General features: G+C 33.2%; 21 protein-coding genes. 18 read left to right on the plus strand and 3 right to left on the minus strand.

Annotated features, from left to right (window positions below; translation table 11 throughout):
- Position 1: 1 nt before the first annotated feature.
- From secY to rplQ, 8 genes are all read left to right on the plus strand, one after another.
- On the plus strand, positions 2-1,381 hold the full coding sequence (secY, locus tag J7E44_RS14785; RefSeq protein ID WP_089028776.1) for a preprotein translocase subunit SecY: 1,380 nt from the start codon (positions 2-4) through the stop codon (positions 1,379-1,381).
- A gap of 3 nt (positions 1,382-1,384) precedes the next feature.
- Positions 1,385-1,600 carry a translation initiation factor IF-1 gene (gene infA / locus J7E44_RS14790; RefSeq protein ID WP_034684855.1) on the plus strand — a complete coding sequence of 72 codons (216 nt, stop codon included), beginning with the start codon at positions 1,385-1,387 and terminating at the stop codon, positions 1,598-1,600.
- A 63-nt stretch (positions 1,601-1,663) separates the two neighbouring features.
- Positions 1,664-1,780 carry a 50S ribosomal protein L36 gene (gene rpmJ / locus J7E44_RS14795; protein ID WP_007839480.1) on the plus strand — a complete coding sequence of 39 codons (117 nt, stop codon included), beginning with the start codon at positions 1,664-1,666 and terminating at the stop codon, positions 1,778-1,780.
- A 9-nt stretch (positions 1,781-1,789) separates the two neighbouring features.
- Complete coding sequence (gene rpsM / locus J7E44_RS14800; protein WP_214831142.1) at positions 1,790-2,167, plus strand: 30S ribosomal protein S13; 378 nt, start codon at positions 1,790-1,792, stop codon at positions 2,165-2,167.
- A 12-nt stretch (positions 2,168-2,179) separates the two neighbouring features.
- Positions 2,180-2,569 carry a 30S ribosomal protein S11 gene (gene rpsK, locus J7E44_RS14805; protein WP_089028777.1) on the plus strand — a complete coding sequence of 130 codons (390 nt, stop codon included), beginning with the start codon at positions 2,180-2,182 and terminating at the stop codon, positions 2,567-2,569.
- A 19-nt stretch (positions 2,570-2,588) separates the two neighbouring features.
- Positions 2,589-3,197 (plus strand): 30S ribosomal protein S4, encoded by a 609-nt coding sequence (rpsD, locus tag J7E44_RS14810; RefSeq protein WP_214831143.1) that lies wholly within the window; start codon positions 2,589-2,591, stop codon positions 3,195-3,197.
- A gap of 33 nt (positions 3,198-3,230) precedes the next feature.
- A complete protein-coding gene (locus tag J7E44_RS14815) occupies positions 3,231-4,226 on the plus strand; it encodes a DNA-directed RNA polymerase subunit alpha (protein WP_214831144.1) in 996 nt (331 codons plus the stop codon).
- A 6-nt stretch (positions 4,227-4,232) separates the two neighbouring features.
- Complete coding sequence (rplQ, locus tag J7E44_RS14820; RefSeq protein WP_214831145.1) at positions 4,233-4,760, plus strand: 50S ribosomal protein L17; 528 nt, start codon at positions 4,233-4,235, stop codon at positions 4,758-4,760.
- A gap of 99 nt (positions 4,761-4,859) precedes the next feature.
- On the opposite strand, the gene J7E44_RS14825 is transcribed toward rplQ, so the two are convergent.
- Positions 4,860-5,294 (minus strand): hypothetical protein, encoded by a 435-nt coding sequence (locus J7E44_RS14825; RefSeq protein WP_214831146.1) that lies wholly within the window; start codon positions 5,292-5,294, stop codon positions 4,860-4,862.
- A 179-nt stretch (positions 5,295-5,473) separates the two neighbouring features.
- On the opposite strand from J7E44_RS14825, the gene J7E44_RS14830 reads away from it, so the two are divergent.
- The 6 genes from J7E44_RS14830 to J7E44_RS14855 all read left to right on the plus strand — a co-directional run bounded on the left by J7E44_RS14830 (position 5,474) and on the right by J7E44_RS14855 (position 12,887).
- A complete protein-coding gene (locus J7E44_RS14830) occupies positions 5,474-6,106 on the plus strand; it encodes a response regulator transcription factor (protein ID WP_214831147.1) in 633 nt (210 codons plus the stop codon).
- A gap of 6 nt (positions 6,107-6,112) precedes the next feature.
- A complete protein-coding gene (locus J7E44_RS14835; protein ID WP_214831148.1) occupies positions 6,113-6,856 on the plus strand; it encodes a hypothetical protein in 744 nt (247 codons plus the stop codon).
- 589 nt (positions 6,857-7,445) lie between these two features.
- The gene (locus tag J7E44_RS14840; protein ID WP_214831149.1) at positions 7,446-8,234 is read left to right on the plus strand and encodes a sensor histidine kinase; all 789 of its coding nucleotides are present in this window, start codon (positions 7,446-7,448) and stop codon (positions 8,232-8,234) included.
- Between the two features lie 131 nt (positions 8,235-8,365).
- Entirely contained in the window at positions 8,366-9,964 is a 1,599-nt protein-coding gene (locus J7E44_RS14845) for a hypothetical protein (RefSeq protein ID WP_214831150.1), read from the plus strand.
- A 262-nt stretch (positions 9,965-10,226) separates the two neighbouring features.
- Entirely contained in the window at positions 10,227-11,519 is a 1,293-nt protein-coding gene (gene eno / locus J7E44_RS14850; RefSeq protein WP_214831151.1) for a phosphopyruvate hydratase, read from the plus strand.
- Between the two features lie 81 nt (positions 11,520-11,600).
- Positions 11,601-12,887, plus strand: a complete 1,287-nt coding sequence (locus J7E44_RS14855) for a citrate synthase (RefSeq protein WP_214831152.1) — start codon at positions 11,601-11,603, stop codon at positions 12,885-12,887.
- 59 nt (positions 12,888-12,946) lie between these two features.
- On the opposite strand, the gene J7E44_RS14860 is transcribed toward J7E44_RS14855, so the two are convergent.
- Positions 12,947-13,741 (minus strand): SDR family oxidoreductase, encoded by a 795-nt coding sequence (locus tag J7E44_RS14860; protein ID WP_214831153.1) that lies wholly within the window; start codon positions 13,739-13,741, stop codon positions 12,947-12,949.
- A gap of 120 nt (positions 13,742-13,861) precedes the next feature.
- Here J7E44_RS14860 and J7E44_RS14865 point away from each other — a divergent pair, with 120 nt between their 5' ends.
- From J7E44_RS14865 to J7E44_RS14875, 3 genes are all read left to right on the plus strand, one after another.
- Entirely contained in the window at positions 13,862-14,233 is a 372-nt protein-coding gene (locus tag J7E44_RS14865; RefSeq protein WP_214831154.1) for a winged helix-turn-helix transcriptional regulator, read from the plus strand.
- Between the two features lie 116 nt (positions 14,234-14,349).
- Complete coding sequence (locus tag J7E44_RS14870) at positions 14,350-15,411, plus strand: helix-turn-helix domain-containing protein (RefSeq protein ID WP_214831155.1); 1,062 nt, start codon at positions 14,350-14,352, stop codon at positions 15,409-15,411.
- Positions 15,412-15,490: 79 nt separating this feature from the next.
- Complete coding sequence (locus J7E44_RS14875; protein ID WP_251040585.1) at positions 15,491-17,854, plus strand: TonB-dependent receptor domain-containing protein; 2,364 nt, start codon at positions 15,491-15,493, stop codon at positions 17,852-17,854.
- 43 nt (positions 17,855-17,897) lie between these two features.
- Here J7E44_RS14875 and J7E44_RS14880 read toward each other — a convergent pair whose 3' ends face one another.
- Positions 17,898-18,062 (minus strand): hypothetical protein, encoded by a 165-nt coding sequence (locus tag J7E44_RS14880; RefSeq protein WP_214831156.1) that lies wholly within the window; start codon positions 18,060-18,062, stop codon positions 17,898-17,900.
- Between the two features lie 272 nt (positions 18,063-18,334).
- Here J7E44_RS14880 and J7E44_RS14885 point away from each other — a divergent pair, with 272 nt between their 5' ends.
- Positions 18,335-19,249: a dimethylarginine dimethylaminohydrolase family protein gene (locus J7E44_RS14885; RefSeq protein ID WP_214831157.1), complete on the plus strand. Its 915-nt coding sequence runs from the start codon at positions 18,335-18,337 to the stop codon at positions 19,247-19,249.
- The last annotated feature ends 60 nt before the right edge of the window (positions 19,250-19,309 follow it).

Raw genomic sequence — 19,309 nt, forward strand, 5'->3', positions numbered from 1 at the left:
AATGAAAGAATTTATACAAACCCTCAAAAATATTTGGAGCCTTAAAGAATTAAGAGATAAAATTATCTTCACTTTAGGTATTATCCTTGTGTATAGATTCGCATCTTATATCTCTCTACCTGCAATTAATCTTGCACAAGTAGGAGATCTCTTAGAGCATTATAAAAGTCAAGGCGGTAACAAGCAAGGAGCAGGTCTCCTTGGCTTGCTTTCGTCGTTTACAGGGGGGGCTTTCAGCCACGCTTCTGTTATGGCACTTGGTATAATGCCTTATATTTCAGCTTCTATTATTGTTCAGTTGATGGGGATGGCAATTCCTTATCTTCAGAAACTTCAGAAAGATGGAGAGTCAGGTAGAAATACATTGAATCAAATAACTAGATGGTTAACTATCGGAGTTTGTTTAGTACAGGCACCTTCTTATTTAACTTCTATTACTCAATTATTTTTGCCGTATGCTCAGTTCCAGTCTGCATATTATGTAGAGCCAAATTCTATCATGTTCTGGTTACCAAGTATTGTTATTTTGGTTGCCGGTTCAGTATTTGCAATGTGGCTAGGTGAGAAAATTACTGACAAGGGAATCGGAAATGGTATTTCTATCCTTATTATGGTTGGTATCTTATCTAGATTACCTGAAGCATTTGTACAGGAAATGGCCGTGCAGAACGGAAAAGGAGGGATGGGGTCTATTATGATCCTTATTGAGGTAATATTCTGGATGTTGGTTGTTCTCTTAGCAGTAGTACTATCTGTTGCTGTGAGAAAAATTCCAATTCAATATGTAAGCAGAGCGCAAGCAAGAGGAGGTGTAAATAAAAATCTTATGCAAGGAGCAAGACAGTGGATCCCATTGAAAGTTAATGCGGCTGGAGTTATGCCAATCATCTTTGCTCAGGCATTGATGTTCGTACCAGGTTTATTAACCAAATTTGACGAATCCAATACTTTTCTTGCAGGTTTCAAAAATGTTTTTAGCTGGCAATACAATGTATTGTTTGCATTGCTAATTATAATCTTTTCATTTTTCTATACTGCGATTACAATTCCGGTTAACCAAATGGCTGATGATTTAAAGAGAAACGGAGGTTTAGTACCGAAAGTAAGACCAGGAAAAGAGACGGCTGATTATTTAGATGATATTTTATCAAAAATTACCTTGCCAGGTGCAATATTTTTATCTATCTTTGCAATCCTTCCGGCAATTGTACACGGAAGCTTAGTTCAGACAGATGCGTTCGCCCTATTTTTCGGGGGAACATCACTATTGATTATGGTTGGAGTTATTTTAGATACTGTTCAACAGATTAATACATATCTGCTGAACCATCATTATGATGGCTTAATGCAGTCTAAATTATCAAGAACGACTGGATATTAATTTATGGCAAAACAAAAACATATTGAACAAGACGGCGTGATAACGGAAGCACTTTCGAACGCCCAGTTCCGTGTAGAGCTAGAAAATGGGCATATACTTATCGCTCATATTTCTGGTAAAATGAGAATGCATTATATTAAACTTTTACCTGGTGATAAGGTAAAACTAGAAATGTCTCCCTATGATTTGACAAAAGGGAGAATTACTTTTAGATATTAAACAAACGCCAAATGGAGTCTTCGGGTTTCCATTTGGCTATTGTTAAAAAATAAATACTATCAAATGAAAGTTAGAGCATCAATAAAAAAAAGAAGCGCTGATTGCAAGATTGTACGCAGAAAAGGTGTGCTTTTCGTAATCAACAAGAAGAACCCAAAATTTAAACAAAGACAAGGCTAATATTAAATTATGGCGAGAATTGCAGGTATTGATTTACCAAAAAACAAAAGAGGCGTTATCGGTTTAACTTATATTTATGGGGTTGGTAGAAGTACATCTTCTGAAATCCTTAAAAATGCCGGTATCAGCGAAGACAAGAAAGTCAACGAATGGAATGACGATGAATTGGCTGCAATTAGAACTTACATCTCTGAAAACGTTAAAGTAGAAGGAGAATTGCGTTCTGAAGTGCAATTGAACATCAAGAGATTGATGGACATAGGATGCCAACGAGGAATACGTCACAGACTAGGACTACCTTTAAGAGGCCAGAGAACGAAAAACAACTCTAGAACCCGTAAAGGAAAGAGAAAAACTGTTGCTAACAAGAAAAAGGCAAGTAAATAATCGTTAGGAATTATGGCAAAACAAACTAAAGTAGTTAAAAAAAGAAAAGTAAAAGTTGAAGCTATTGGTGAAGCGCATATTCAAGCTTCTTTCAATAACATCATCATTTCTTTAACAAATAAAAGCGGAGAAGTTATCTCTTGGGCGTCTGCCGGTAAAATGGGTTTCAGAGGTTCTAAAAAGAATACTCCATTTGCTGCTCAAATGGCAGCTGAAAATTGCTCTAATGTTGCTCACGAAGCTGGGTTAAGAAGAGTTAAGGTGTTTGTGAAAGGTCCAGGTGCAGGTAGAGAATCTGCTATCAGAACTATTCACAATTCAGGAATTGAAGTTAGCGAAATCATTGATGTGACTCCTATGCCACACAATGGATGTAGACCACCAAAAAGAAGAAGAGTTTAATTTTTAGAATTTACCCATTATGGCAAGATATATTGGACCTAAAACTAAGATTGCTAGAAAGTTTGGTGCTGCAATCTACGGAGATGATAAAAACTTCGAAAAGAGAAAAAACCAACCGCCAGGACAACATGGTCCTAACAAAAGAAGAGGTGCTAAAAAATCAGAATATGCAGTTCAGTTAGCTGAAAAGCAAAAAGCTAAATATACTTATGGTATTTTAGAAAAGCAATTTGCAAACTTATTCGATAAAGCACACAGAAGTAAAGGTGTAACAGGTGAAGTTTTATTACAGCTTTGCGAATCAAGATTGGATAACGTTGTATATAGATTAGGTTTTGCTAAAACAAGATCTGGTGCAAGACAGTTAACTTCTCACAGACACATCACTGTGAATGGTGAGATTCTTAACATTCCGTCTTATTTAGTGAAAGCTGGTGATGTAATCGCTGTAAGAGAAAAATCTAAATCTCTAGAGGTTGTTGCTGATGCTTTGGCATCAAAAGCAAACTATGAGTGGTTACAATTCAACGATGAGAAAAAAGAAGGTACTTTCGTATCTGCTCCTGAGAGAATCCAAATTCCGGAAGACATCAAGGAACAGCTTATCGTCGAACTTTACTCTAAATAATTTTTTAATCAAATTTTTGCTCAACCCAATAATATGGCAATTTTACAATTCATAAAACCCGATAAAGTAATTTTACTTAACTCTGATGAATTTAAAGGTCAATTTGAATTCAGACCTTTAGAACCAGGTTTCGGGCTTACAATAGGTAATGCTTTGAGAAGAGTGTTGCTTTCTTCTCTGGAAGGATATGCTATTTCATCTATCAAAATAGAAGGTGTAGAGCACGAATTTTCAACTATTCCAGGAGTAATCGAAGACGTTACTGAAATTATTCTTAACCTTAAGCAGGTTAGATTAAAATCTACAGCAGAAAACCAGTCTAATGAGCAGGTTATCGCTAAGGTTTCAGGTCAAACGATTATTACTGCTGGAGATTTAGGTAAATCAATCAACGGATTTGAGATCTTGAATCCAGAGTTGGTTATTTGTAACCTAAACAGTGATGTAACTTTCGAAATTACTTTCAATGTAGAAAAGGGTAGAGGGTATGTTCCTTCTGAACAAAATAAGTCGAACAATGCACCAGTAGGTACTATTGCAATCGATTCTATTTTTACGCCAATTAAGAAAGTACAATACAGCATTGAAAATTATCGTGTAGAGCAAAAGACAGACTACGAAAAACTTGTATTAGATATAGAAACTGATGGTTCCATCAGTCCTCAAAATGCTTTAACAGAAGCTTCTAAGATATTAATTTATCACTTCATGTTGTTCTCTGATGAGAGAATCACTCTTGAAACTGAAGCTGTAAAAGCATCTATCCAATATGACGAAGAAACTCTTCATACAAGACAACTTCTTAAATCTAAATTAGCAGATATGGATCTTTCAGTGAGAGCTCTAAACTGTTTGAAGGCGGCAGAAGTAGAAACGTTAGGAGAATTAGTTTCTTACAGTAAGTCTGATTTGATGAAATTCAGAAATTTTGGTAAAAAATCTTTGACAGAACTAGAAGAATTAGTGCATTCAAAAGGTCTTAACTTCGGTTTCGACGTTGCAAAATATAAGTTAGACGCTGATAAATAATTAATAATGAGACACGGTAAAAAATTCAATCACTTAGGAAGAACAGCTTCTCATAGAAGTGCTTTACTTTCTAATATGGCTTGTTCTCTAATTGAGCATAAAAGAATCAACACTACTGTAGCTAAAGCGAAAGCTTTAAGAGTATATGTTGAGCCCCTATTAACAAAAGCAAAAGAAGATACTACACATAACAGAAGAATTGTTTTTTCATATCTTCAAAGTAAAGAAGCAGTAACTGAATTATTCAGAACAGTAGCTCCAAAAATCGCTGAGAGAAATGGCGGTTATACAAGAATCATCAAAACTGGTTTCAGACAAGGTGATGCTGCTGATATGGCTCTTATCGAGTTAGTAGATTTCAATGAGCTTTACAATCCTAATGCTGAAGAGAAAAAAGCTACAAGAAGAAGTAGAAGAGCTACAACTGCTAAAAAAGTAGAAGCTGTAGTTGCTGATGCTCCTGTAGTAGAAGAAAAAGTGGAAGCTCCTACAGCTGAAGCTGCAGACTCTACTGAAGAGAAAACTGAAGAATAATATTCATTCAGATATATATAAAAAACCGTTCAATTACTGAACGGTTTTTTTTGTTTTTATAATCTGGATTTTAAGATACAGTATCATTACGAAGTCATATTAGATCTTCGTTCTTTTCAATTCAATCACATTATTACCCTGTTCAAGGTGTAAACTATCACCCTTCACTCTTGCGGTCATATCATCTTTTTTATAAATGGTTTCCCCGTCTTTGCTTTCTGTTTTAGGAAGAGTAAAGGTTTTCTTATTACTTGTTATAGCAACAGTAGTTTCTTTCGGATCATTCTTAAAAACAACTTTTACCAAAGATCCGTCGGTTGCTTTATAAACATAATCTGTTTTTTCAATTCTTTTGCCATTCACATCAACAATTGATGTGTTTTCGGAGGCTGAGTCAATTTTCCCATTGGCATCTGTAATTATGGAAGCAGAGCTATCAATTTTGAGAACGTTTTTATTTCCACTCTCAGCTTTTTTACAACTTACAAATGATAATGCAGCAAGTGAAGCTGTTATTAGAAGTTCTTTTTTCATGTATATTATTTTTAATATGTTCAATTTAATTAATTCTTAATGATAAGAGAAATTTGATTAAATTTAGTAAAAACAAAAAACAAACCAATAACCACGAACTCAAATTTAAAATTACACAAAAGTGTAATTGATTCTACTTTGTTTTCTGTTGAAATTTGTATTAAACAAAAATAACGGACATGAGCATTTCCATAGCTATAGTAGAAGATGAAAAAAACTACAACAATGCGTTGAAGAAAGTCATCAATTACCAGACTGACATGAAAGTGATCGCTCAGTTTTATGATGGAAATGATGCACTAAACAATCTCTCTAAAATTTCTCCCAACGTTGTCATGATGGATATTCAGCTTCAGGATATGCTTGGAATTGAAATCATAGAAAAATTACGTAAGGATATGCCGGATACTCAGTTTATTATGTGTACGAGTTTTGAAGATGACGAAAAGATCTTCAATTCCCTAAAAGCTGGTGCAATGGGCTATCTTATAAAAGGAGAAAGCATGGATAAGATTCTTACTTCTATCCGTGATGTATATAATGGTGGTGCTCCCATGAGCTTTTCTATAGCAAGAAGGGTCTTGAATCATTTTGAAAAGAAGATCACAGATGTAAAAGGATATGATGAACTGACCAATCGTGAGAAGGAAATTCTTGAACTCCTTTCGCGAGGACTGTTATACAAAGAAATTGCAGATCAGAAATGCATTAGCATGGATACCGTAAAAAAGCATGTCGGAAATATCTATAGAAAATTGCATGTAAGCAATAAAGTAGAAGCGATCAATAAATTTAACCATTTTAAAAACTAAGAAACCATGAGAACGTTAGAAACAAAAAGAGAGATTATTAAATTAATATTTGATAATCTGAATAATCTCACTAAAGAAGACTTAATATCAATTTCAGATCTATGTTCATCTATCTCAAACATTGATTCAATTGGTAAGAAAAGAGATTTGGATATCTTAAATTTGGTGAATTTTTATAGGAATCCAAATCCTGTACCTGCACCTATAGGAGAAGGTTCAATTAGAATGTTTAACCGTCAAAGCTTTTCATATTTACAAAAAGTGTTTGTTATTCAGCCCAATATTGTAAATTTTTTGTTGGATGAAGGAAGTAATAAAATTGACATTTTTTTATTAGAAAGAGAAAAGAATCTTGATGTTGCTTATGGGAACTCGACTGATAAACAGTTCTATTATATCAATGGAGTAAACGGTGGCACCATAATGAGTGATTTTGTTAATCAAAGGAAGTTGTTTGAAGGGAATCTAAAAAATTTACTGGACATAAAGAAAAACCCTAATGGCCATATATGCCCTACCAAAATTATGATTGATAAGATAGATCTGGAAAAATTTAATCAATTTAAAGTAGGGAAAAATAATCCACAAGTGGAATTAGTGACTGGAATTAACCAAGATAGATCCAACAGTGATTTCTTTAATAGGGTAACATTAGTAATGAATTTTGTAAGTGAGATAGATGGTACACTTATTCCAGATCCAAATTATTATTTTGATACCTATCATCTTTGTCCTCCAGGGACTTGTTAACTATGATACAAGATTTTATATATTACTTTTTACTAGTGATGTGTCTTGTTGCTTCATTTTATAATGAAAAGGCAAGGCATAATTGCTTTTGGCTATACTTTCTACTGGTTTTATTTTATGAAATATTATTTTATTTTAGAGTGATTGGTGTTGAAATTTATGCAACATCGCCTATAGTATATTCATTATTTTTCATAAATGTTTATCTAAAAGAACTGTATAATGAAAAACGCTTTATTAGGTACATATCAAATGCAGTACTATTAATTGTTGGAGTTGTATTATACCCTAGTAGTAAAGGATATTCTATCAATTTGGGTATAATGATGTCTTTTATATTTATACTTTGTGGTCTAATTTGGTTATTTAACCAGTTTAAAAATAATAGTCAGATCCCCATAATATCTAAACAATTCTTTTGGGTAAGTGTATCTTTATTACTCTGGGCTGTTTTTTTTCTATTTAGAGTAACTCCTATGTATTTATTTGAAAAATCAGATGACGAGTTTCTTGCTGTATTAAATAGGATATTTCAACTGGTTACGATTACATCTTATATAATCTTTTTTAAAGGACTATTGTGTAAATTATGAAAGTGTTACCAGAGGAAATAAAGCAAACTTATATTATAGCAATTATTGTTATGATGCTATTCGTTGGGTTTATCATTTTTATAGTTTTATTATACAACAGAAAACAACTACTATACATAAAGGAAAAACAGCTCAAAGAAGCTGAACACCAAAACCAGCTTCTCCAGAAAGAACTTGAGAAACAAAGATCAATAGAACAGGAACGGGAACGGATTTCACATGATATGCACGATGACCTTGGAGCAGGGATTTCGGCATTGAAGCTTCAGGCTGAATTTTTAAAACAAAAGGCAGAGGATGGGGATTTAAGAAATGACATTGATGAGATGCTAAAGACTTCTGAGGAAATGAATGTTTCGATGCGCGAAATGCTTTGGAATCTAAATTCAGGAAATGATACTGTTGGTGATTTTGTTACTTATGCAAAGATATATGCTGAAAATTTCCTAAAGAAATCATCTATGAAATTTGTAATAAAAGATGGTGATGTTATTTCCGATACGGCTGTTTCAGCTGAATTAAGGAGGAATATGTTTCTCTGCCTAAAAGAATCGTTAAATAATATTTATAAACACAGTCAGGCAAGTGAATTAGAAATTTCATTCCTACAAAGTGGCAATGAATTTAATATGAAAATTTCAGATAATGGAATTGGCATTGATAACAATAAACCTGAAGGGAATGGTCTAAGAAATATGAAGCGGAGAATGAAAGAATTAGATGGAGAATACCAAATCTCATCTTCAGAAAAAGGAACTGCTTTAATTTTTACAGTTAAGATATAATTCTATAAAAATATAATATGAGACAGCACCAATAAAATGGTGCTGTCTCATATTATAATCACCCTTTTGTGTAATTGACCAGCGTCTAATTTAGTGGGAAATTTGAAATATAATTTTAAAAACTAAAAGCCATGAAAACTAAATTTTTTTTCTTGATTTTAATCGTGGTACTAAATTCCTGCGGTATTTACAATAACAGTTTTACAAAAAATAAAGCTGTGATGGAAAATGATGTAATTTATGCGGATGATTATTATTACTCACAAGCAGTAAATGAATATGATGCCGTAAAGAATATTCTTTTTGGATTAAGTACTAAAAGTATTGATGATTCAATCTCATTGATGGGAAAAATAGTTGAAAGAGGAAAGGTTGCTGAAAATGAGCTATTGAAAAAGGGTTTTGTAAATTGTAAATTTTCTTTACCTAGAAAATTGAAAGATTTAGATGCCGGTTTTCAGTTTAAACAATATTTCTTCACAAGTAACAATAAGGCAGCTCTGAATGCTTTTGGTATTGCAAATGTTTCTGCAAGTGAAAAGTTAAGTTATCTTGTTATTGATTTCCTTCAATATAAAGATATTATGTGCTATAAGCTACCTACCATCCGTTATGCTGTAGGAATTCGAGCTGAGTTCACCATTCACGATTCAAATATTATATTTAAGGGAAATGGAGTTGGTTCTTTAGCTCAATTGGCAATGGATGTTGAAAGTAATAAAAAAAAGGTAGATATTTCAATTAAAACGATTGGTATTACGGGGCTACAATCACGGGTTCCTTTACCAGAAAATAATAATTTCGATATTTCAACATTTGCTGATTTTAAAGCAGTTCTAACATTTATTAAAACTATGAAAGATGGTGATGCTGATGGAGAAATTACATTTGCTCCACAAATAATCCCTGTATTAGATAAGTATAGAAGTAATTTAGAATCTTCGGTTTATGCAAACATTGAAAAAATTGATTTATTGAAACAAAATATTGAAAATGCAAAACTTGGGGATGAAGATGAGTGGAAAAAAGATGTCATTAAAAACTTGAAAGAAGCATCTAAGGATTTATATAATTTGGAAGTTACTCGTATACGACAAAATAAGGAAAGGCTTGTTAATTATTCAAAATTTATACAGGATAACTCTTCCGTTAATAGTCTCATCAAACTAGATAGTGTGGCTACAAACATTTTTAAGACCCCTGCAAATGATACAAGGCCAAATGAGAAAAGTATTATAGAAGCTACAATACATCAGCTAAGTCTTAACAAACTTTCAAAAGCAAAAGAAATAGTTTCGGACTGTATTAGCGGAGATTGTGACAAAATAAAACAAAAATTAAATAAGATCACTGTAACACCTAAACAAAATGATTTACAGAAAATAAGTAAAGAGTTGGAAGATAAATATACCGATGGAGTTGAAAATAAAAATATTAAAAATGAAAAATGGATATATATCGGGACGATTAATAATAGTTCGATAGTATTAGAGTCAATAATTAATGAACTAAAAATAAATAGTATTTACGACTTGAAAATAGATTCAAAATATTCAGTAAATACAGATGCAAATATCAGAGATAATCATCCGGAAAGAAAAGACGAGGACTGGAATAAAGGAGCAATTATAGATGTTCTCAAAGAAAACAGGACATTTATAATACAGAAAATAGCAAGAATTCCAGGAGCTAACAATGAAACTTATATTTGGGCACAAATAACATATTAGATTCTAAATGACTTATTCCGGATGAACGAGAAAAATATGAATTAATCCAATAAAATAAGTGACGAAAATCAGTTACTATGTGATGCATTTTTAAATTCCCCAATTTGTAATGAAAACTTTGGGGAATTTTATGTTTTATTACCAAATATTAAAGTCTACTTTTTTCGTGACACTATTTTTTTCATTAAATTTGTAACTCAAGTATATTAATTAATAATAAACAACTGGAAGCATTTTTGCGGATAGTTTAAACAGAAAAATTATGAGTTACATTTCTTACATTGAAGCGAGACAAATTTTAGATTCGAGAGGGAATCCTACAGTTGAAGTAGATGTATTCACGGAGAGTGGTGCAATGGGACGTGCTGCGGTACCTTCCGGAGCTTCTACAGGAGAACATGAAGCGGTAGAATTACGTGATGGTGGTTCAGAATATAATGGAAAGGGTGTCCTTAAAGCTGTTGAGAATGTAAGAGAAGTAATTGCTCCTGAATTGGTGGGTCTGCCTGTTTTTGATCAAAATCTTCTGGATCAGATCATGATCGATCTTGATGGAACCAATAATAAAGGAAATCTTGGAGCAAATGCTATTCTTGGGGTTTCGTTAGCAGCAGCTAAAGCAGCGGCAACGGAATTAAGAATGCCTTTATATAAATATGTAGGTGGAGTGAATGCAAATACACTTCCTGTTCCTATGATGAATGTGATCAACGGGGGATCTCACTCAGATGCACCTATCGCATTCCAGGAATTTATGATCATGCCGGTAAAAGCAGATTCTTTCTCTCATGCATTGAGAAAAGGAACTGAAATCTTCCATAGTTTAAAATCTATTCTTCATTCAAGAGGTTTATCTACTGCAGTAGGTGATGAAGGAGGTTTTGCGCCTACTTTCAAAGGAACTGAAGATGCTCTGGACACATTGCTTCAGGCTATTGAAAAAGCTGGATATAAGCCTGGTGATGACATTATGTTAGCTTTAGACTGTGCCGCTTCAGAATTCTATAAAGATGGAATTTATGATTATAGAAAATTCCAGACTCCTGATGCAGCTCAGTTTACAAGCAGTGAGCAGGTTTCTTACTTAGCAGAATTGGCTGCTAAATATCCGATTATCTCTATTGAAGATGGTATGCAGGAAAATGACTGGGATGGTTGGAAAATGCTAACAGATAAAATAGGAGACAGAGTTCAGTTGGTTGGAGATGATTTATTCGTAACCAATGTTGAAAGATTAGCAAGAGGTGTTAAAGAAGGAATAGCAAATTCAATCCTTGTAAAAGTAAACCAGATCGGTTCTCTTTCTGAAACAATGGATGCTGTACAAATGGCTCAGCACAATAAATTCACTTCTGTAATGTCTCACAGATCAGGAGAGACAGAAGATTCTACAATTGCTGACTTAGCTGTGGCAATGAATTGCGGACAGATCAAAACTGGTTCAGCTTCAAGATCGGATAGAATGGCTAAATACAATCAGTTATTAAGAATTGAAGAAGCATTAGGTGAAACTGCTATTTTCCCAGGATTAGAAGCATTTAAAATCAAAAGATAATTGAAAATATAAATAACGGCGAACGATAATTTGTTTGCTGTTTTTTTATGGAATTTTAGTAAATTTAAAAAAAAATAAATAATGTCAGACAACAAAGTTATATTGAATTACGACGGTAATTCATATGAATATCCCATCGTGGATAGTACTATCGGAGACAGAGGGATAGATATTTCAAAATTAAGAGACCAAACCGGTCTAATAACCCTGGATTTAGGTTATAAAAATACTGGAGCTACAATTAGCGACATCACTTACTTAGACGGAGATCAAGGAGAATTGCTTTACAGAGGATATCCAATTGAACAGATTGCTGAAAAATCCAATTTTACTGAAGTAATGTACCTTTTATTACATGGTGAATTACCTAATAAAGATCAATACGGTTCTTTCGAAAATAATATTAAAAAATATAACTTCATCGCAGATGAAATGAAAAAGATCATTGATGTTTTTCCTCGTTCTGCTCATCCTATGGGAGTTTTATCTTCTTTAACTTCTGCATTAACTGCCTTTAACCCTAAAGCTGTTAACGTAAATTCTAAAGAAGAAATGGATCATGCTGCTGAATTGATGATCGCCAAATTCTCTCACCTTTGTGCCTGGACTTATAGAAAGACTCAAGGGTTATCTATTAATCATGGTGACAATAGCTTAAACTATGTAGAAAACTTCTACAAAATGGCTTTCAGATTACCAAACGAAGACTTTGAAGTAGATCCGGTAGTTGTGGGTGCTTTAGATAAATTATTAATTCTTCACGCAGATCACGAACAAAACTGTTCTACATCTACAGTAAGAATGGTAGGTTCTGCACATACAGGTCTTTTTGCTTCTATTTCTGCAGGTGTTTCTGCGCTTTGGGGACCACTTCACGGTGGAGCTAACCAGGCAGTAATTGAAATGCTTGAATTAATTGAAAAAGATGGTGGTGATGTATCTAAGTATGTTGCTAAAGCTAAAGATAAAAATGATAACTTCCGTCTAATGGGATTCGGACACAGAGTTTACAAAAACTTCGACCCAAGAGCAAAAATCATTAAGAAAGCAGCTGATGATATTCTTAATGCGTTAGGAATTCAGGATAAAGCTTTAGATATTGCAATGCAGTTAGAAAGAGTAGCTCTTGAAGATGAATACTTCATCGAAAGAAAGCTATATCCAAACGTAGATTTCTATTCAGGTATTATCTACAGAGCTTTAGGAATTCCTACAGAAATGTTTACAGTAATGTTTGCATTAGGAAGACTTCCAGGATGGATTTCTCAATGGAAAGAAATGAGATTGAAAGGAGATCCGATCGGAAGACCAAGACAGGTATATCAAGGAGCTCAACAAAGAGACTATATCGATATGGTAAACAGATAATATCTGTTTAAATAATAAATTAAATCCCAAAGCTTGCTTTGGGATTTTTTATTTTCTGACTAGATCGTTGGAATTGTACCACCATCAATTACATATTCTGTTCCTGTTAAGTAACTTGCTCTTGGAGATACCAGGAAACCGACAAATTCTGCAATATCTTCTGGTTGCGCAGGTCTTCCAATAGAAATGCCACCTAAAGCGTCCATTACACTCTGGGTTGCTTGTTCGATTGTAGTGTTTGAACTTTCTGCTATTCGTTCCATCATTCGCGTTGCGGAAGTGGTCATAATCCATCCCGGAGAAACTGTAAGAACACGTACACCTTTTGATGAAACTTCTTTTGAAAGACCCTTACTGTAATTTATTAAGCCAGCTTTAGCAGCAGCATAAGGTAATGTAGAATCATACAAAGGTAATCTCCCCTGTATAGAGGCAATATGAATAATGACGCCGGATTTTTGTTTTATCATTTGAGGCAAAAGTCCCCTGTCTAAACGAACTGGAGCTAATAAATTAGTTTGTAAAGTAGTTTCCCAATCCTGATCTGTAAGCACCGAAAAACCACCACCCGGGGTTTCCGATCCACCAAGTGTATTCACTAAAATGTCGAGCTTATTAAAGGTTTCCAACACTTCACTTACCACTTTTTGTGTTCCTTCAGAGGTGCTTAAATCTGCAGAAATGAAATGTAGATTTTCATCTGCAAATTCAGGTTTATTTCTTGCCGTGACAATAACTGTAGCACCAGCATTCAATAGTCTTTCTGTAATTGCTTTACCCGCTCCTTTTGTACCTCCGGTGACTAAAGCGATCTTACCAGATAATTCGTTGTTGAAATTGAATTGTTGTATCATATTTTATTTTTATACAAATTTCAGACGTATGATACATTCATACAAGTAGGGAAATACGATTCATATAGGGATTAATTAATCCCCTATTGTAATTTTTATAACATTGAGTAATTTTGTTGAATGTATGAAAGAAAAATTCCTCCTAATTTAAATTGTGGACTGGATCTTATAGCTGAAGTCCTGTATGGCAAATGGAAAATCCGTTTGCTATGGTTCATCAAAGAAGGCTGTAAAAGGCCAAGTGAATTGCAACGGAAGATACCAGATGCTTCCAGAAGAGTTTTGAATGTTCATTTGAAAGAGCTCGAAGAACATGAATTAATTACCAAAAAGATTTATCCTGTAGTACCTCCTAAAGTTGAATATAGTCTTACAGATTTTGGTGAGACTTTAATACCCGTAATTTCTGCTTTAGGACAGTGGGGTGATAAGAATGAAGAACGTTTACGAGCTTCTATTTTAAGTAGATTAAATCAAAAGATAAATGAATAGTTCTTACTTAAATTAATTATATGGTCTTCATCTATCGAATTGAATTTTAATGTTATTAATATAACACGGAATATGATAATTTCATTAAATTTACGGATATAAAAAACTAATTTACAATGACTTTCGGACAACAGTTATTATTCTTCTTTAGTGCAGTGGGAGCTTTTAATGGGCTTTTACTGGGAATTTACCTGCTGTTTGTTAAAAAACTTAAATACATCCCAGATTTCTTTTTAGGATTAATTTTATTGACATTAAGCATTAGGGTCGGAATATCTGTATGCATTTATTTTTATCCTGATCTACCCAGAATTATTCCTCACCTGGGATTATCAGCACTTTTTTTTACCGGACCTGCCTTGTATTATTACATTCGGTCCTCTTTTTTACAAAAACAATTTGTTCTTAAAGACTGTCGAAAACCTTTTGGTATTTTGACAATGATTTTAGGAATCGTTGGTCTTTTGTATTTATTTTTCCCTATTACCTGGGACAGTTATTTTGGAACTTTTATTTATTCTGTCTGGACAATTTTTGTTCTTTTATCTGTGTATGAATATTATATTTTGTCAGGGAAGAGTTCAAAAGAACCGCATAAATTTATCCTTCCTGTTTTATTGAGTAATGTGATTATATTTTTAACCTATCAGTTAATTTCTACAGGATGGGTTCAAATATATTGTGCAGGAGGAAGTATTGTATTTTCATTTGTTTTGTATGCAAACTTTCTGATTCTATTTAATAAAAAATATCAGTCGATTGAAGTAAAAGAATCGAACAGATATTCCAATAAAAAGATATCCGATGAACGAGCAGATAACTTTGTTTCAAAACTAGAGAGACTGATGAATTCTGAAGAATTGTATAAAAACCCCAATTTGAAATTGAATGACTTAGCAATGAAAATGAATATTTCAGCGCATCAGCTCTCACAATTATTGAATGATAATCTGGAGAAAAGTTTCTCAACATACATCAATGAATACAGAATTAATGAAGCTTGTGAAATAATCGAAAATGGCTCTTATCTAAAAATTGAAGAGATAGGATATGAAGTAGGATTTAATTCTAAATCAACATTTTTCTCAACATTTAAAAAGATAAAAAATACAACACCACTTTTGTATCGACAATCTCAAACACCTTCTGTAAAAGAGCTCCAAGGTTCAAATTTATAATTCCGCACTTCGGAATTTAAACTTCAAAACTCTATTTTTATTCGGGAATTCTACTTTTGGCCCATAAAATATAAAATTTATGAGCCTCAGATTGTGGACTTTAATTATGCTGTTGTTTTTATCATTCTTTGCCAATGCCCAGAAAGTTGTCAACGGAAAAATATTGGATTCGGAAACGAAGGAAAATCTTTATAGGGTAGAGGTCTCCCTCCTAAATAAGTTAAGTAATCAACCTGTCGATAAAAAAATAACCGATTCTTTAGGACGTTTTCAGTTTGAAAAGGTTGAAGATGACTATTATTTTATTGCACAAAAAGCGGGTTATGAAACCAAAATAGTAGATAAGGCCAGCGAGGTTTTTATCATTGAAATGATTCCCGTCAGTAATACCATAGCTGAAGTAGTCATACAGTCTCCATCCCGTAATATAAAATTGAATGATGGAAATATGGTAATGAATGTTGCCAATAATAAAGACTTTAAGACTTCGACCCATGTCCTGGAAGTATTAAGGAAAACACCAGGCGTCACCGTTGATCAGGAGGATGGTATTTTCATTGGCGGAAGAATAAGCCCGGCCATTTTTATTGATGGAAAACCTCTTGTTATGAGTGCTCAGGAAATTCAGGCTTACCTAAGGTCCTTGTCCCCTGAAATAGTTGAATCTATAGAGGTCAATACCAATCCTTCTTCTAAATACGATGCAGAATTCAAAGGTATTATTGATATCAGACTAAAAAGAAATGGAAACCTTGGTTGGAAAGGAACCTATAACGGAAGCATTTCCATTAATAAGTTTAATTATAGAGAAAACACTTTCAATACTTCATACAACACTGAAAAAGTTGCCTACCAAATACAATTTGGATATAACGAAGGGATTTCAACATATCGATATAATGCATTACAACGGCTCGCTAATACTAATGTAATGAGAACTGGTACCTATCAAAAAGATGAGGCAAGAATTCTTACGGTTCAAACAGGAATTGATTATCGGTTAAATGATAAAAACAGATTAGGATTTACTTTAAGAGGTAATTTCAGAAATAGCGATCGTATGCGAACAGGCTCATTATATACCACTAATAAAAATGAGACGCAATTGGTCTTTGATACCGGAAGTGAAAACCCTATTGATTATATTCAGGATAATTATGGGATGACGGCTGATTATACTTTCACTGGCAAAAATTTCAAACTTAATTTCCTTGGAAATTACCTTTCAGTAAGTAATAAACAAAAGGATGATTTTATCAGTAAAGATTTACCAACCTCAGAACTTTTGTCCTATTGGAAATCGGATCTACTCAATACCATAAATATCTATACTGCTCAGATTGATGTTACTCAAAAAGTAAAAAATGCCAATTTTGAAACCGGAATAAAATATAGTGATACCAATACCAACAACAATATCAGATATGATACTTTATCAGTTAATAACCAATTTACTTTTGACCCGACACGCAGCAATAAGTTCTCATATAAAGAACAGGTACTGGCAGGATATTTAGCTTACAGTCAGAAATTTGACAAGCTTCAGATCAATGCGGGAATAAGGTTTGAAAATACAAAAAGCATTTCTAATGCATTTAGTTCAGACTCTATTGTTGCAAGAAGTTATTTAAAGTGGCTGCCTTCTTTAAGTGTAAATTACAATTTTAATAAATCGAACGAGCTATCTATTTCCTATAGCCGTAAAATTACTCGGCCGGCTTTTTCACAACTCAATCCTTTCAGGTTTTATTTCAGTCCACTGAATTACTGGATTGGGAATCCTTATTTACAACCATCATTTACCAGCCAGGTTAAAGCAACTTACCGTTCTAAAAACTGGATAACAAGCTTAAGTATAGGAAAAGAAACCGATGTGATGGTTCGGTATCCACGATATGATCCTAAAACCAATGTTTTAGAATATTTAGGAACAAATTTGCCTTATCGTAATTTTGCTAATTTGGAAGTTAGTTTCCCTTTGAAAATTGCCAGATGGTGGAATATAAATGCACAAATCACAGGTTTTTACAATTATGAGTTTCGACCTTATCTGGATGAAGTATTCGCATTGAAAATTTATAATTATGAGTTAAGGCTTAATCAAGTATTTTCTTTACCAAAAGGATATACAGTAAATCTTTTTGCTAATTATGAATCAAAAACTGGGAATAGCCTTTACATTATAAAACCAAGATATACGGTAGATCTTTCTGTTCAAAAATCATGGTTTGAAAATAAACTAAACACAAAGATCAGCTATAATAATATTTTTGATTCTTATGACCAGCGTGTAGAATTTAGGCATAAACAAATTATGGATAACAGATTTATCCATTGGTGGGATAGTCAGAGATTACTGATTGCGATAAGTTATAATTTCGGGAGTTCCAAATATCAAGGTAAAGAAATTCAGAGATCTGATGAAGAAAATAGGACAAGATAAAAACAAACCTGCTATAAAATTAGCAGGTTTTTGTTTTTAAATATTATGGGCATACGCAGTTTCCGCACGTCCAGATTCTGCAGCTTCCGTCGTCATTCCATTCACAGCAGTATCTTGGCTTAGTTGGGCCAGCACCTCCAATAATTGATTTTTGTTGATCTCTTCCAAGTTTTTGTGCATTTCTTAGCACTGGATTTGTCTTGTTCATGATTTTGATGTTTGATGTTAATAATAAAGTTTTAATTTTTCATGAAAATTATATCACTAATATAGGAAGTTATTTTTAAATAGCATACTCTTTTTTGAGTCGAATATAGATGATAAACAGTCGTTTATAGACTTTATTCTACGCAACTTAGTCATTAGGAGATATTGCTGATGATACCATATTTTAATATAAAACAAATTCTCGGTAGAAACTAAATCAAAAGTTTTCCAGGTAGAGACCTTTACCTATATTTGTATATTGCATAAATCTTTATGAAACTAAATATTAAAAACGAAACGGGGAGGTTAAAATCAGTTGTTCTGGGCCAACCTAATTCTTTGGGACCCGTTCCCACCCTTGAGGAAAGTTATGATGCCAAATCATATTACTCAATCGAACACAACATATATCCTAAAGAATCGGATATTATTGATGAAATGAATGCTTTTGAAGCAGTATTGAAAAAATATGATGTAGAGGTATTGCGTCCAAGCATTATCAATGACTACAATCAGGTTTTTGCAAGAGATGTAGCTTTTGTGATTGACGATAAAATGATTATTTCAAACGTAATTGCAGACAGAGCTGATGAACAGGAAGCTTATAAAAAAGTTTTTGAAAAAGTGGCTTGGAGAAAAATCATTAATCTTCCGGAAACAGCTCATATTGAAGGCGGAGATGTTATTGTTTGGGATGACTTTCTATTTATAGGCACTTGTTTCAGTGAAGATTACAGAAACTATAAGACAGCAAGAACCAACGAATACGCTATAGAAATTCTAAAAGAATATTTTCCAAAAAAAAGGATCATTGATTTAGAGCTAAAGAAAAATGATAAAATTCCGTTCGAGGGAATCCTGCATTTGGATTGTACATTTAATCCCATTGGAAAAGATAAATGTCTTATTTATAAAAATGGTTTCGTAGATGAGAGTGATTATCGTTTGATCATAGATATTTTTGGAGAAGAGAATTGCTTCCACCTTACGGATGAAGAAATGTTTGAAATGTTTCCTAATATCTTCTCTATTTCTCCTGAAATAGTAGTTTCTGATCAGACATTCACAAGAATGAATAACCATTTGAGAAACGAATGGGGAATGACTGTAGAAGAAATCCCATATCGTGAAATTTCAAAAATGGGTGGTCTTCTACGTTGCTCTACAATGCCTTTGATTAGGGAATAGTAATTAATAAGAGAGTGAGGGTAAATGATTTTTCTGATCTTTAAATCTCTCAATCTTTTA

This window comes from Chryseobacterium sp. ISL-6, from assembly GCF_018613715.1.
Lineage (GTDB): Bacteria > Bacteroidota > Bacteroidia > Flavobacteriales > Weeksellaceae > Chryseobacterium > Chryseobacterium paludis.